The organism is Streptomyces sp. NPDC002088, assembly GCF_040296605.1.
In the GTDB taxonomy this organism is placed as follows: domain Bacteria; phylum Actinomycetota; class Actinomycetes; order Streptomycetales; family Streptomycetaceae; genus Streptomyces.
Genome location: NZ_JBEOXO010000010.1, coordinates 114,452 through 129,504, shown reverse-complemented (window position 1 = coordinate 129,504; position 15,053 = coordinate 114,452). Strand labels below are relative to the sequence as shown.

Below are 15,053 nucleotides of genomic sequence, written 5' to 3'. Positions count from 1 at the left end.
CAGCGAAGTGCCAGGATGGACGGATGCCCACGTCATACGACATCCCCGAAGTCCTGGACCGTCGTGAGGGCCCGTACGGCGAGGTCGTGCTGCGCCGCCACGGCGAGCTGTTGCAGATCATCGCCAACGGCTGCTTCCTGATGGACACCTCGGACGGCCGCTCGGAGCGGCTGCTCGTCGACGCGGCGCTCGGCGCCCTCGACGACCGCTCCGGGCCGGCCGTGCTGATCGGCGGCCTGGGCGTCGGCTTCTCGCTCGCCCACGCCGCAGCGAACGACCGCTGGGGCCGGATCACGGTCGTGGAGCGCGAGCGCGCCGTCATCGACTGGCACCGGAAAGGCCCCCTGACCGCGTTGTCCGGCGAGGCGCTCGCCGACCCGCGCACCAAGATCGTCGCAGCGGACCTGATCGAGTACGTCAATGAGACATCCGCCACTTTCGACGCGCTGTGTCTCGACATCGACAACGGGCCGGGCTGGACCGTCACAGAGGGCAACGAAGGCCTGTACTCGCCGGCCGGACTGGCAAGCTGTGCAAGGGTGTTGAGGCCGGGCGGGGTGCTCGCGGTGTGGTCGGCGCAACCGTCTCCGGAATTCGAGGGAACCTTGTGGAATGCCGGGTTCAAGCGGGTGCGTACCGAAGAGATCCCCGTTGCCCGGGGCGTTCCGGACGTCGTCCACCTCGCCGTCCGACCTGGATAGCAAAGCCGTGGTGACTCCCCGTACGCTGCTTCCCGACGCGGATCATTCAAGCGTCAATCGCAAGCATGCGCAGACCGAGGAATCACCCCACTGATTCCGGAAAGCACACTCAGGGGCGGGCGATGGAGCAGACACACACCTCCCACAACGGCACGGCGACAGCGACTCCGGGCGCTCAGCGGCGGGTCCTGGTGGTCGAGGACGACCCGACGATCGTCGACGCCATTGCGGCCCGACTGCGCGCCGAGGGATTCCTCGTGCAAACCGCGGGCGACGGTCCGGCGGCCGTCGACACCGCCGAGGCTTGGCAGCCCGATCTGCTGATCCTCGACATCATGCTGCCCGGCTTCGACGGTCTGGAGGTCTGCCGACGCGTGCAGGCCCAGCGGCCGGTGCCGGTGCTGATGCTGACCGCGCGTGACGACGAGACCGACATGCTGGTCGGGCTCGGCGTCGGCGCCGACGACTACATGACCAAGCCGTTCTCGATGCGTGAGCTGGCCGCGCGCGTGCACGTGCTGTTGCGCCGGGTCGAGCGTGCCGTCGTGGCCGCCTCGACGCCGCGCAGCGGCATCCTGCGCCTCGGCGAGCTGGAGATCGACCACGCGCAGCGCCGGGTGCGGGTGCGCAGCGAGGACGTCCACCTGACGCCCACCGAGTTCGACCTGCTGGTGTGCCTGGCGAACACCCCGCGTGCGGTGCTCTCCCGTGAGCAGCTGCTGGCGGAGGTGTGGGACTGGGCGGACGCCTCGGGCACCCGTACCGTCGACAGCCACATCAAGGCGCTGCGGCGGAAGATCGGCGCCGAGCGGATTCGCACCGTGCACGGTGTGGGCTACGCGCTGGAGACCCCGACGCCATGAGCGACGGGCGGTCGGCCGCACGGAGGAGCCCCGGGGAGCCCTGGGGCGGCGTACGCCCGTTCTCGATCAAGACGAAGCTCGGTGCGCTGGTCGTCATCTCGGTGCTGATCACCACCGGGCTGTCGATGATCGCGGTGCACACCAAGACGGAGCTGCGCTTCATCACGGTCTTCTCGATGATCGCCACACTGCTCATCACGCAGTTCGTGGCGCACTCGCTCACCGCGCCGCTGGGCGAGATGAACACGGTCGCCCGGTCCATCTCGCACGGCGACTACACCCGCCGGGTGCGCGAGAACCGCCGGGACGAGCTCGGCGACCTGGCGCAGACGATCAACGTCATGGCCGACGAGCTGGAGGCGCAGGATCTCCAGCGCAAGGAGCTGGTGGCCAACGTCTCGCACGAGCTGCGCACGCCCATCGCGGGCCTGCGCGCGGTGCTGGAGAACGTCGTGGACGGGATCGCGGTGGCGGACACCGAGACGATGCGCACCGCTCTGAAGCAGACGGAGCGGCTCGGGCGGCTGGTGGAGACGCTGCTGGACCTGTCCCGGCTCGACAACGGTGTCGTACCGCTGCGCCTGAGACGTTTCGAGGTGTGGCCGTACCTGTCCGGCGTGCTGAAGGAGGCCAACATGGTCGCCTCCGCGCGCGCGGGCATCGCCTCGGGCTCCGGCAGCCACACCCGTACGGACGTCCATCTGCACCTGGACGTGTCCCCACCGGAGCTGACCGCGCACGCGGACCCCGAGCGCATCCACCAGGTCGTCGCCAACCTCATCGACAACGCGGTCAAGCACAGCCCGCCGCACGGCCGTGTGACGGTCAGGGCGCGGCGCGGGACGCTGCCGGAGTCGCTGGAGCTGGAGGTCCTGGACGAGGGACCCGGCATTCCCAGGTCGGAGTGGCACCGCGTCTTCGAGCGGTTCAACCGGGGAGCCGTCAACCGGCCGCACGGGCCGGGCAGCGACGGCGGTACGGGGCTGGGCCTGGCGATCGCCCGGTGGGCGGTGGATCTGCACGGCGGCCGGATCGGTGTGGCCGAATCCGACCGTGGATGCAAGATCATCGTCACACTTCCGGGAGAGTCCTCCGTGCCAAGTTGACGTAAAGTTCGAACCGGAGCCACAAGATCCACGAGCGTCCGCGCTGACGGACACGTGTGACCAGGCCGAGGCCCACGTCATCGACGTGCAGGGCCCTATCCGTGCACCCGTTTCACAGCGGAACCACGCTTGTTTCCCGCCATTTCCACCCCCGAAACACGCTTTCCAGTGTGACTTGCGCGACGATCAAGCGGCCCGACCTGACCTTCACGGTCATGGGGGCGTAGCCTTTATTTCCGCTGTCCATCACCTTGTGAAGCGGAAGAGGGCGGTTGCCGCCGTGTCGCCACAGTCCCCCAGTAACGCATCGAGCATCTCGACCGACGCAGACCAAGCGGGCAAGAACCCCGCTGCGGCGTTCGGCCCCAATGAGTGGCTCGTCGACGAGATCTATCAGCAGTACCTCCAGGACCCGAATTCGGTAGACCGCGCCTGGTGGGACTTCTTCGCCGACTACAAGCCGGGGGCGGCTACCCCCTCGGCTCCGGCGGGCACTGCGGCCGCGGGGGCCGCAGGGGCCACCACTCCGGCCCCGGCCGCTCCCGCGAAGCCCGCGGCCGCTCCGGCTCAGGCCGCCCCGGCCGCTGCCGCGCCGGTCCCGGCCCCGGCCCCGGCTGCTGCCGCGAAGCCCGCTGCCGCCGCTCCGGCGCCTGCCGCGGCTCCGGCCGCAGCTCCGGCTCCGGCTGCCGTGAAGCCCGCCGCCGCGGCTCCGGCCGCCAAGGCGAAGGCCGAGCCGGCCGCCCAGACTGCGGAGGGTCCCGAGTTCGTGACGCTGCGCGGCCCCGCCGCCGCGGTCGCCAAGAACATGAACGCCTCCCTGGAGCTGCCCACGGCCACGTCCGTGCGCGCGGTCCCGGTGAAGCTGCTGTTCGACAACCGCATCGTCATCAACAACCACCTGAAGCGCGCCCGGGGCGGGAAGATCTCCTTCACGCACCTGATCGGCTTCGCGATGGTGCAGGCCATCAAGGCCATGCCGTCGATGAACTGGCACTTCGCGGAGAAGGACGGGAAGCCCACCCTCGTCAAGCCGCCGCACGTCAACTTCGGCCTGGCCATCGACCTGGTGAAGCCGAACGGCGACCGCCAGCTCGTCGTCGCCGGCATCAAGAAGGCCGAGACGCTGAACTTCTTCGAGTTCTGGCAGGCCTACGAGGACATCGTCCGCCGCGCCCGCGACGGCAAGCTGACGATGGACGACTTCACCGGCGTGACGGTCTCCCTGACCAACCCCGGCGGCCTCGGCACCGTCCACTCGGTCCCGCGTCTGATGCCCGGCCAGTCGGTCATCATGGGCGTCGGCTCCATGGACTACCCGGCGGAGTTCCAGGGCACCTCCCAGGACACCCTGAACAAGCTCGGCATCGCGAAGGTCATGACGCTCACGTCGACCTACGACCACCGGGTGATCCAGGGCGCGGCCTCGGGCGAGTTCCTCCGCGTCGTCGCGAACTTCCTCCTCGGCGAGAACGGCTTCTACGACGACATCTTCGAGGCGCTGCGCATCCCCTACGAGCCGGTCCGCTGGCTCAAGGACATCGACGCCAGCCACGACGACGACGTCACCAAGGCCGCCCGCGTCTTCGAGCTGATCCACTCCTACCGGGTCCGCGGCCACGTCATGGCCGACACCGACCCGCTGGAGTACAAGCAGCGCAAGCACCCCGACCTGGACATCAACGAGCACGGGCTCACCCTGTGGGACCTGGAGCGCGAGTTCGCGGTCGGCGGCTTCTCGGGCAAGTCCCTGATGAAGCTGCGCGACATCCTCGGCGTGCTGCGCGACTCGTACTGCCGCACCACCGGCATCGAGTTCATGCACATCCAGGACCCGAAGCAGCGCAAGTGGATCCAGGACCGCGTGGAGCGCCCGCACTCCAAGCCGGAGCGCGAGGAGCAGCTGCGCATCCTGCGCCGCCTGAACGCGGCGGAGGCCTTCGAGACCTTCCTGCAGACGAAGTACGTCGGCCAGAAGCGCTTCTCCCTGGAGGGCGGCGAGTCCGTCATCCCGCTGCTGGACGCGGTCCTCGACAGCGCGGCGGAGTCCCGCCTCGACGAGGTCGTCGTCGGCATGGCCCACCGCGGCCGGCTGAACGTCCTGGCGAACATCGTCGGCAAGTCGTACGCGCAGATCTTCCGCGAGTTCGAGGGCAACCTCGACCCGAAGTCGATGCACGGCTCCGGCGACGTGAAGTACCACCTGGGCGCCGACGGCACCTTCACGGGCCTGGACGGCGAGCAGATCAAGGTCTCGCTGGCCGCCAACCCGTCCCACCTGGAGACGGTCGACCCGGTCATCGAGGGCATCGCCCGCGCCAAGCAGGACATCATCAACAAGGGCGGCACGGACTTCACCGTCCTGCCGGTGGCGATCCACGGCGACGCGGCCTTCGCGGGCCAGGGCGTGGTGGCCGAGACCCTGAACATGTCGCAGCTGCGCGGCTACCGCACCGGCGGCACGGTCCACATCGTCATCAACAACCAGGTCGGCTTCACCGCGGCCCCCGAGTCCTCGCGTTCCTCCATGTACGCGACGGACGTGGCCCGCATGATCGAGGCCCCGATCTTCCACGTGAACGGCGACGACCCGGAGGCCGTGGTCCGCGTCGCGCGGCTGGCCTTCGAGTTCCGCCAGGCGTTCAACAAGGACGTCGTGATCGACCTCCTGTGCTACCGCCGCCGCGGTCACAACGAGTCGGACAACCCGGCCTTCACCCAGCCGCTGATGTACGACCTGATCGACAAGAAGCGCTCGGTGCGCAAGCTCTACACCGAGTCCCTCATCGGTCGCGGCGACATCACCCTGGAAGAGGCCGAGCAGGCGCTCCAGGACTACCAGGGCCAGCTGGAGAAGGTCTTCACGGAGGTCCGCGAGGCCACCTCCCAGCCGACCGCCGTCGCGCCGTCCGACCCGCAGGCCGAGTTCCCGGTCGCCGTGAACACCGCGGTGTCCACGGAGGTCGTCAAGCGGATCGCCGAGTCCCAGGTCAACATCCCCGACCACGTCACCGTCCACCCGCGTCTGCTGCCGCAGCTGCAGCGCCGGGCGACCATGGTCGAGGACGGCACGATCGACTGGGGCATGGGCGAGACCCTCGCCGTCGGCTCCCTCCTCCTGGAGGGCGTCCCGGTCCGTCTGGCCGGCCAGGACTCGCAGCGCGGTACGTTCGGCCAGCGCCACGCGGTGATCATCGACCGCGCGACGGGCGAGGACTTCACGCCGCTGCTGTACCTCTCCGAGGACCAGGCCCGCCTGAACGTCTACAACTCCCTCCTCTCCGAGTACGCGGCGATGGGCTTCGAGTACGGCTACTCGCTGGCCCGCCCCGACGCGCTCGTGATGTGGGAGGCCCAGTTCGGCGACTTCGTCAACGGCGCCCAGACGATCGTCGACGAGTACATCTCGTCGTCGGAGCAGAAGTGGGGCCAGACCAGCGGGGTCACCCTGCTCCTCCCCCACGGCTACGAGGGCCAGGGCCCGGACCACTCCTCGGCCCGCGTCGAGCGGTTCCTCCAGCTCTGCGCCCAGAACAACATGACGGTCGCGATGCCCACGCTCCCGTCGAACTACTTCCACCTCCTGCGGTGGCAGGTGCACAACCCGCACCACAAGCCGCTGGTCGTCTTCACCCCGAAGTCGATGCTGCGCCTGAAGGCCGCGGCCTCGAAGGCGGAGGAGTTCACGAGCGGGCAGTTCCGCCCGGTCATCGGCGACGCGACGGCCGACCCGGCCGCCGTGAAGAAGGTCGTCTTCTGCGCCGGCAAGGTCTACTACGACCTCGAGGCCGAGCGTCGCAAGCGCGGCGCGTCGGACCCGGCGGCCGCCGAGACGGCGATCATCCGCCTCGAGCGTCTGTACCCGCTGCCGGGTGCCGAGCTCCAGGCCGAGATCGCCAAGTACCCGAACGCCGAGAAGTACCTCTGGGCCCAGGAGGAGCCGGCCAACCAGGGCGCCTGGCCGTTCATCGCCCTGAACCTGATCGACCACCTGGACCTGGCCGTCGGCGCGGACGTCCCGCACGGCGAGCGCCTGCGCCGCATCTCGCGCCCGCACTCGTCGTCCCCGGCGGTGGGGTCGGCGAAGCGGCACCAGGCGGAGCAGGAGCAGCTGGTGCGGGAGGTGTTCGAGGCGTAGGTCTCGGACGTACGTCAACTGCAAGGGCCCGGCCCCGAGTTCCACTGACTCGGGGCCGGGCCCTTCAGTTGTCTGTCTCATCCCAGGTAGGGCTCGAAGTCCCAGTAGGGGCGGCTGCGTTGACGGGCCGAGACGGTGTGCGGGTGCTGGGCGCCCAGGGTGCGGGTCAGGCCGACCAGACCGTCCTCCTCCAGCTTCCCGGCCTCCTCCCGTTCGCGGGCGGCGCGGAGGTCGGCGGCGAGTGCCACCTGGGCGGACAGGGTGAGCGGATGCTCGTCGCCCAGTGAGTACCGGGCTCGGCGCAGCGTGTCCCGGCTCAACTCGACGGCATCGGCGATACGGCCGTTGACGTTTCGACCGCTCGCCGCGTTGAGAGCACAGCCCAGGGCCCAGGGGTGATCAGGCCCGACTGTAGCGGTGAGACCGGCGAACGCGGCCTCGAACATCGCCATGGCCTCGGCACGTTCGCCCACGGACTGCATGATGAGGCCGGTGTTGGACAGCATGCCGGTTGCGACAGGGTGGGCGGGGCCGAGGAGGGCACGCAAGCCGGCTTCGGCCTCGACGATCAGGTCGCGGGCTTGGCCGAGGTTGCCGTGTTCCCGCAGGTAGTTGCCGTAATTCGTGAGGAAGGACAACGTACGGTAGTGCTCGCGGCCGTGCAGTTGCTCCAGCTGTTCCAGGAGACTGGCCATCGCGGTCCCGACGTCCGGGGCCTGGCCGCCCTCAGAGCAACTGGACATGACCAGCTGGACTCGTGCGGCAAGAGTCTGCGGGTGTTGCGGGCCGAGCACTTGGACGTGCAGTCGGACGACCGGCTCCTGCCGGGCCAGCGCATCACGGTATCGGCCGAGGAGTCGCAGGCTGTGGCTGACGGCGTTGCCCGAGTCGAGCGTGTGGATGTGCCGGGCGCCGAGGACCCTTTCCCGACGACCCAGGGTCTCCAGGCCGAGTTCGTACGCTTCCGCGTACCTGCCGAGGAGTCCCAGGCCGACACCGGTGTCGTGCTGGGCGACCAGCGTGGGGATCGCGTCCGGGCCGAGCAGGCTGCCGGCGCTGTCGAGGACCTCCCGCTGCAGCTCGTACGCTTCCTCGTACCGCCCGAGGTAACGCAGGCCGCTGGCCGTGCCGCCCTTGGCGGTCAGCTCGCCGAGCGCGTGGCGCTGCGGAGCGGCCTCCAGCCTCTCCAGGACGCCACGGTCCCGTTCGTACGCTTCGTGGAACCTGCCGTCCGCACGGAGGATGGCGCTCTCCATGTCGGCCAGGTCGAGCATGGGCTGGGTCAACGGGTCCATGGTCTCCGACCAGTGGTCGCGAACCCGTTGGGCCAGTTCCCGCCCGGCCCGGTACTCCCCGCTGAGGAAGGAATATCGCAGGCAGTTCAGGACCAGGTCCCGGATAAGACCCCGAGCGCTGTCCAGCGCTCCGGACGGCTCCAGGTGAGGGAGCAACTCGGCGTAACGGGGCCAGTTCCTGCTGTCCGCCGGGGTGCCGGGGTCGGCCTCCGCGAGCAGGGTACGGACGGCCTTGCGGTGGTTGGCGCGGCTTTCCTCGCTGGTCAGCTTGGAGACGATGTCGTGGACGAGCCGGTGCATGTGCACCGACTCCTGATGGAGGCCCGTCTCGACGCCGACGGAGCCGCGGCTCTCACGGGTGAGCACCGAATAGTTGACTAGTGTGTCCAGGGCGCGGGTCCATGCCGGCAGGTCCCTGGTCATCCACCGCAGCTCCTCCGGGAGGTCGGCCTGCGGATAGGCGCGGATGAGACCGAGCGGGATATGTCCGGGAGCGAAGGACACACAAAGGCTGAGGACGTCGGTGGTCTGGGGTTGCGCGCGGCGGAGCCGGTTGAGCAGTATCGACCAGGAGGTCATGGAGGACTGCGGGAAGCCGTCGCCGGTGGCCGGTTGCTCGATGGTGGAGAGCCTGCCCTCGTGCACCATCCCCAGATACTCGGGCACATCCATACCGGATTCGCCCAGCCAGGATGCGGCCTGCACCAGAGGCAGCGGTACGTCGCCGAACTCGGCGGCGACCTGGTCGGCTTCCTCGGCGGTGATGTGGGGTGCGCGGCGCATCAGGTAGCCGATGGACTCGGAGCGCAGGAAGGCGGGCACCTCCAGGATGTCGGTGTGCTCGCTCCAGAGCCGGTTCCGGGAGGTCACGAGTACGTGGCCGGGGCCCTGCGGGAGCAGCGCGTGGACTCCCTCCAAGTTGTCCCAGCCGTCGAAGACCACTAACCAGTTGGAGTACGGTTCTCCGCGCCGCAGCGCGTCCCGCACGGCGCGGATGCGCTCACCGGGCTCGCTGCCGGTGTTCAGGCCGAGTTCACCGGTGAGTTCACCCAACCGGTCGCGCTGGATGTTGCGGTCGTCGGAGTTGACCCACCACACGAGGTCGTAGTCGGTGCTGAACCGGTGTGCGTACTCGGTGGCGAGCTGGGTCTTGCCGATGCCGGACATGCCGAGCAGGGTGCAGGCGGAGGCTCCGCGCTCGGCGTCCGCGAGACGTCGGTGGATCTCGTAGAGCAGGTCGTCCCGACCCGTGAAGCGCGGGTTGCGGCGCGGCACCTCGCCCCAGATCTCGCATCGGGTCTCGGGGTAGCGAACCCGGGCGGGCAGCCTCCGCGGCCTGCGTCGGCGCTCCAGCCCGAGGCGACTCAGCAGACGTTCCTCAGCTGCCTCCTCGTTCAATCCCCACAGGCTGGCCGGTTCCAGCACCGCGGTCGCCGGCAGCAGCGTCCGGTTGGTCAGGTTGACCGCGGCGAAGCGGTCCGCGTGCGCGGCGATGAAGCCTCGCAGTGCGTCGTTCCACTCTCCGGCGAGACGGGGGCCGAGTTCGAAGAACCAGTCGTTGAGGACCAACAGGATACGACCGCTGGCCAGCAACAGGTCGCCGAGCGAGTCCTCCAGCGAAACGTTCCGCGGCGGGTCCCACCGGTGCAGCGTGCACCGCTGACCCTGACGCTCCAGGCAGTATGCAATCCACACCGCCCAGGACCGGTGGTACCCGGGGAAGACGATCGTGATGTTTGAAGCGGCATGCGTGGAGTCCGGACGGACGACCGTGTGGGGATCGGCCGGGCCGGTCGCCACGACGTCGGCTCCTTGAGCCGTCGCGCGGCGGCCCTCGGCCGCCGTTGTCCGCTGCATCCCTGTTGCCCCGTACCGCCGAGCCACCAGCTTCGAAACCTCGGCAAACGCCCGCGGAACCCCGGCTTCCAAGCCCCTCCGGGCCTTGCCCCCCGTCAGCTCCGCCAACGCCAGGGCCGGGAAGTTCCGCGCCCGACGCCCGAAGTGCCTGTCCACGTAGTCCCCGCAGTGCTTCAGCACGAGCAGCGCGTCACCCTTGGGCAGCAGGCGCAGCAGCACCTCCCGGACGCCCGTCCGGAATTCGTACCACCCTTCCTCCGGGCCACGCCGGAGCAGTCCGCTCAGCAGCACCTCCGCCAGTACGGACGGACCGGTTTCCGGCAGCATCGCGCGCTGGACCAGCTGCATCACAGGGACCGTGAGCGGCACGGCAGACAGGGACACGGCCAGTTGTACGGCGCCGTTCGACGCCGTCCCGCGGAATGATCGAACCAGTTCTTCGGGGTCTGGGGTATCCGAAGAAGAGCGGGCTGCCGCGGCCGGATGGTCCGCGCGCACCCACCCGACCGCCGCCGGCAGCGCCAGCCCTGTGCTGCCCGACACCAGCCGCGCCCACGCCCCGAACGCGGTCGGGGTGAGCCCGAGCACTGGCACCGGCAATGCCCTGTGTGGGAGTTCACCACCCGGAAACGTGCACTCCAGCCGGGCTCCCAGCCCTTCGCGCCGCCGCAGGGTCCCGGAGACGGCGGGAAGATGGGTACGCCGCCACATGCGCTGTGGCAGCGGCTGTACGACGGCGACGGGCGCGGCCTGCGCCCAGTCGCACAGCAGGCGCTGCATACGGCCGTCGCTCCATTGCGGTCCCGCGCAGTCGCTGAGCACGAGCGTCAGCTGGTGGCCAGTAGGATCGCGGACCTGCTCGACAGCGCGCAGCGTTCGGTCTCGTTTGCGGGAGGCGCCGATGAGGAGTGATCCATCGGGGCCTTCCGTGCCCTCGTGGACGTAGTGCACGAGAACTTCGCGGAAAGCTCCCGTTCCGGCGCAGACGTGGCTCAGCTCCTCAAGGGTTTTGTCCCATAAGAAGGTTGAGGTGGAGACATCCATGAGGAGTCGGAGGCGTGCTGCGCGCCGTACGACCGGGCGCAGAACGGGCATCAACAGGCCTGTATCGGCGGCGCGTTCGGCCGTAGCCTGTTCGTCGACATCGTGCGCCGCGGCGCGGACCGGTGGGTGGTAACGCTGGAGGGGGCGCAGGGCCCGTTGGAGCTCAAGCGGGCGGGGCAGGGCTGTGGCGATGGGGACGTGAACACGTCTGGGAGCGTCGTCACGCGGCGCATCGGCATCCGGTGACTCGGGCCGCGAAGCCTCGGGATACAGCCGGGTCGGCCGGTCGGCCGCCGGGACGGGTTCCGTCCGCGCTTGCGACTCAGGGTCCCTGCGCCGCTTGAACGGAGACGTGGACTCTTCAGAGTTTTCGACGGCTCGGGTTGGCTCCTCGCGCGTTCCTACCGTCCCGGACGGAGCCACGTAGCGCGCCAGCCACAACGCCTCCGCCAGTTCGCGGGCGGACAACTCGACGCCCAGCCTTCCTAACCGTGCGGCCAGTTCACCGAGCAGGCTGGGGTCGGCGGACAGGGGCCCTGCGGTCATCAGCGGGGCCCGTGTTCGCCATGATCGAGCGGACGCATCAGCAGTTCGGCCAGCCGCTGCCGGTCGGGCTGGCTGTCGCGTACCGCTTCCTGGGTCAGGTAGATGGCGTTGAGCAGCTGGTCGGCGGCGCGCAGCGAGCCGGGCCTGCTCTGCAGGAAGTACTGGATGAGCGATTCGTTGTACTCTGCGTCGTCGTCGCCGAAGTGGGCCCGCACCATGGCGTCGAGTCGGCCTGCACCCCACTCGTCGTTCTGGGGCGAGGGCAAATCCAGGTGGATGCAGCGGCGCAACAGCGGGGCCGAGAAGTCACGTTCGCCATTGCTGGTCATCACGACGACCGGGAATGCCTTGCAACGCACTTTGCCCGCGACGACCCAGGCTCGGTCACCGTCGTCCGTGAGCACCTCCGCACTGCTCTGCGTACGGGCAATCCGCTGCAGCTCCGGAACGCCGAACTCGCCTTCCTCCAAGGCGTTCAGGAGATCGTTCGGCAGGTCGATATCGCTCTTGTCGAGCTCATCGACGAGGAGGACGCGCGGCCGCTCGTACGGAAGCAGGGCTGTACCCAGAGGGCCGAGCCGCAGATAGCCACCGATGTCCGTACTGCGCCGCTCCCCCAGCTCCTTGGCCATCTGGATGTCCTGGAGCCGAGCAATCGCGTCGTACGTGTAGAGGCCGTCGCGCAGGGTCGTACGGCTGACGATCGGCCAGTGCAGTACGCGGCCGAGGCCGAGCTCGTGGGCGATGGCGTGGGCCAGTGTGGATTTGCCGGAGCCGGGGTCGCCGGTGACGAGGAGCGGACGGCGCAGGTACAGCGCGGCGTTGATCAGCTCCAATTCCTCGGGGCGCCAAGCGAGGGCCCGGCTGCCACGGATGCCGAGGCGGCGGGTCGACTCAGTGCCCAGGGGCGGGGTTTCGGTGAGGGCGGGGCCTCCGTCGAAGTCGCGCCAGGGCGGTGGGGCGGGCAGCCGCGCGATGCCTTCATGGGGCTCGCCGGAGCCCTGGAAGACGTACCAGTCGGGGGTGGTCACGGACCCTCCTTGGGCAGTGCGGGCGAAACATCGGCCAGCTGGGTCAGGGCGAGTCCAGCGGGGCGTCGCACAGCGGTATCGGGCGGTGGGGGTCGTCGTAGAGCAGAGCCAGCGGTTCGGCCCACTCGGCTTCGGCGTCGTACTCACTGATGCGTTCGCGCAGTCGACGCAGTTCCTCCGGAAGCGCGGTGGCGCGATCCGCGCGGCGCAGCAGCTTCGCGGTGCGCTGGGCCAGGTCGACGCAGCCCCTCCCGCAGCCGTAGGTGTGCTGGGCTCCGCGGGTCCACAAGGCCAGACCGAATCCAGCGCTGATGATCTCCTTGAGTGCCTCGGTACTCTCCGTCGCGGTGCGGCACAGTACGGGCACGGCGGCTGCGGGCGCCGCCTCCAGCGTGCTCTTCGCGTACGCGGGTGAAGTCAGCGGCAGTGCCTCCAGGCCGCCCTCGGTGACAGAGCGCCAACGCTTCTGCCAGGCTTCCGCGGCCGGCTCGCCGCCACGGTGGAGACAGCGGAGCACAACCTGCCTGTGGACACCGAAGGGCCGCTCGGCCGGGTGCGGTCTGAAGCCGCGGGCACGGGCGTTCAGGTGGGATCGCCACAGGTCCACGTCCACGTCGAAGTGTTCGACGGGAAGGGCGAGTTCGAGCCTGGCGTGCCGCCCGTCCGAGTCGAGCTGACCGAACGCGTCGTTGAGCGGCGTGCTAAGCCGGTAGGGCAGTTCTTCCAGCGATACCCCTTCGGCTCTGTCCTCCTCGGCCCAGGCCCGTACGGTCTCGGCTCCGCCGGGCCAGGCCCAGATCCGCCAGTGGAAGCGGTCTGCGGGCCTGAAGGCGTCAGGCTCCACCTCCACTGTCACAACGGGGCTGTTGCCCTCCTGAGTGGCGTGGGGCGGCGTTCGCTCACGAGCCCACCTTGACGTGCCCGGTTCAGCTGCCGGGAGTGCTCTGCTGGATGCGGCAGCGAGCCTGGCTTTGAGCAAGCCCCGATCGGGTCCCGGCAGGTCCTCAAGTCGCTCCTGCAGCCAGTTCTCCAACCTCCCGACCGATTCAGGCTGTTCCGGGGCGCACCACTGGGCCACGAGCAGCAGATAGTGCAGAAAGGCGATGTCGGCGCGCTCGCCTCGGTCGTAGAGCCAGCCGTGTCCGTCCCTCCAGTCGCGTGGCGAGGGTGCGCTTGGCCAGTGGGGCTCGTCGTCCAGGACCTGTTCGATCACAGCCCTGAGTGTGTCCGGCGCGTCGGGCGGCGGTAGCTCGGCCAGTAGCGCGCAGGCCGTGGCCCCATCGAGCGGGCTCCATTTCCGTATGTTCGTGTCGGCCAGCTGCTGCTGAGCGGCAACCCAGCTCCTGCGCCGGGTCACACGCGCATCGTGCCGCCGGTAATGCCACCGGTCGTGCAGCCGGATCAACGCCCGGTACGGGTCGGGGCCAAGGCCGTCCTCGTCATCGACGGGCACCGCCCGGCCGAACCCCCGCAGGGCCGTGATCGAGATGGCGAGGCCGCCACCCATGTTCTTGCTGCGTGCCTTGACCACCCCGGCAACCACGCCGTGATCCCGGTCGAGCACCGGACCGCCGGAGGCACCATGCGGTATCAGCAGGTTCGGGGCCAGGGTGACGCCGTAATCCCCGTCGGGGCCATTGGCCACGGAGCGGCCGCTCCATGCACGGGGCGTGTCGCCACCGGGTGCACGCCAGCCGTACACAGTGATGTTGTGTGGCAGATCGTAGCGGTCACTGAGCCGTACGCATGGGTGGGGCACCTCGTCGAGGAGGCGCACAAGTACTAGGTCCCGTTCAGGTTCAGTACCCCAGCCGAGTCGGTAGCCGAGGCATGCTCGGGCGTCGCCGTGTTCGCCGCGTACCCGGAAGGTGCCGATGCGCTCGGCGTCGGAGCCGAGGCACAGGACGTGGGCACAGCTGAGTACCCAGCCAGGTGCGACGAAGAAGCCGCTGCCCCACAGCGTGTCGGTCTTGTCATCAGGACCAAGCCGTACGGTGGCACCGCGCGTCAGCTCGTCGAGTCTGTCCTCAGTCATGTTTGTCCGGTGTCCGTGCCGCTGACAGCGCCACCCTCCTGGCTGCCGTTCCCGGGTGCACCGTCCTCCGGCCGCCAGGTGAGTGTGATCGAGATCGCCGCCTTGGCCTCGCCGTCCGCGAGTACGGCCACCGCCTTACCCGGCTTGACCGCCAATTCGACCCCGAAGGTGGCGCTGACTTCGTCGGGGCGGGCGGCGCGCGCCGCGCGGAGCACGGCCGCGCCGACACCGGTGACCAGTTCGTTCAGCTGGTCGACCCGCGCGCCAAGGTGATCGAGCGCCCCAACGTCCTCATACGCGAAGTCGTCGTCCAGACCCTCGGGGATCTCGTCCGGCTTGAGCACACCGACCCGGGCCAGAACCTTTTGCCCTCCCGGCAGCTCGATCTCCTGGATCTTGCGCTCCATGGCTCCCCCGTACCGCCGTATCGCAGGCAACTT

At 69.3% G+C, this 15,053-nt stretch carries 8 protein-coding genes; 4 read left to right on the top strand and 4 right to left on the bottom strand.

Features of this window, described 5'->3' with window-relative positions; translation table 11 throughout:
* The first annotated feature begins 23 nt into the window (after positions 1–23).
* The 4 genes from ABT114_RS22740 (at position 24) to ABT114_RS22725 (ending at position 6,805) form a co-directional block, all read left to right on the top strand.
* Positions 24–701 carry a spermine/spermidine synthase domain-containing protein gene (locus ABT114_RS22740; protein ID WP_351144649.1) on the top strand — a complete coding sequence of 226 codons (678 nt, stop codon included), beginning with the start codon at positions 24–26 and terminating at the stop codon, positions 699–701.
* 122 nt (positions 702–823) lie between these two features.
* Positions 824–1,564, top strand: coding sequence for a response regulator transcription factor (locus ABT114_RS22735; RefSeq protein ID WP_351144648.1), 741 nt, complete (start codon positions 824–826; stop codon positions 1,562–1,564).
* Positions 1,561–2,670 carry a HAMP domain-containing sensor histidine kinase gene (locus ABT114_RS22730; protein ID WP_351144647.1) on the top strand — a complete coding sequence of 370 codons (1,110 nt, stop codon included), beginning with the start codon at positions 1,561–1,563 and terminating at the stop codon, positions 2,668–2,670. Before ABT114_RS22735 ends, ABT114_RS22730 begins: the two co-directional genes overlap by 4 nt.
* A 280-nt stretch (positions 2,671–2,950) precedes the next feature.
* On the top strand, positions 2,951–6,805 hold the full coding sequence (locus tag ABT114_RS22725; RefSeq protein ID WP_351144646.1) for a multifunctional oxoglutarate decarboxylase/oxoglutarate dehydrogenase thiamine pyrophosphate-binding subunit/dihydrolipoyllysine-residue succinyltransferase subunit: 3,855 nt from the start codon (positions 2,951–2,953) through the stop codon (positions 6,803–6,805).
* Positions 6,806–6,882: 77 nt separating this feature from the next.
* Here the strand turns inward: ABT114_RS22725 and fxsT are convergent, their stop codons facing one another.
* The 4 genes from fxsT to ABT114_RS22705 are packed head-to-tail and all read right to left on the bottom strand — an operon-like array spanning position 6,883 to position 15,020.
* The gene (gene fxsT, locus ABT114_RS22720; RefSeq protein WP_351144645.1) at positions 6,883–11,547 is read right to left on the bottom strand and encodes an FxSxx-COOH system tetratricopeptide repeat protein; all 4,665 of its coding nucleotides are present in this window, start codon (positions 11,545–11,547) and stop codon (positions 6,883–6,885) included.
* A complete protein-coding gene (locus ABT114_RS22715; protein ID WP_351144644.1) occupies positions 11,547–12,578 on the bottom strand; it encodes an AAA family ATPase in 1,032 nt (343 codons plus the stop codon). The genes fxsT and ABT114_RS22715 overlap by 1 nt, the downstream gene beginning before the upstream one ends.
* A 43-nt stretch (positions 12,579–12,621) precedes the next feature.
* On the bottom strand, positions 12,622–14,613 hold the full coding sequence (locus tag ABT114_RS22710; RefSeq protein WP_351144643.1) for a VMAP-C domain-containing protein: 1,992 nt from the start codon (positions 14,611–14,613) through the stop codon (positions 12,622–12,624).
* Complete coding sequence (locus tag ABT114_RS22705) at positions 14,610–15,020, bottom strand: CU044_2847 family protein (RefSeq protein ID WP_351144642.1); 411 nt, start codon at positions 15,018–15,020, stop codon at positions 14,610–14,612. Before ABT114_RS22705 ends, ABT114_RS22710 begins: the two co-directional genes overlap by 4 nt.
* Positions 15,021–15,053: the final 33 nt, after the last annotated feature.

Bases quoted from the DNA above. Each gene is read 5' to 3' on its own strand.
- ABT114_RS22740 (WP_351144649.1), top strand. From the start codon at position 24: ATGCCCACGTCATACGACATCCCCGAAGTCCTGGACCGTCGTGAGGGC.
- ABT114_RS22735 (WP_351144648.1), top strand. From the start codon at position 824: ATGGAGCAGACACACACCTCCCACAACGGCACGGCGACAGCGACTCCG.
- ABT114_RS22730 (WP_351144647.1), top strand. From the start codon at position 1,561: ATGAGCGACGGGCGGTCGGCCGCACGGAGGAGCCCCGGGGAGCCCTGG.
- fxsT (WP_351144645.1), bottom strand. From the start codon at position 11,547: ATGACCGCAGGGCCCCTGTCCGCCGACCCCAGCCTGCTCGGTGAACTG.
- ABT114_RS22710 (WP_351144643.1), bottom strand. From the start codon at position 14,613: ATGACTGAGGACAGACTCGACGAGCTGACGCGCGGTGCCACCGTACGG.
- ABT114_RS22705 (WP_351144642.1), bottom strand. From the start codon at position 15,020: ATGGAGCGCAAGATCCAGGAGATCGAGCTGCCGGGAGGGCAAAAGGTT.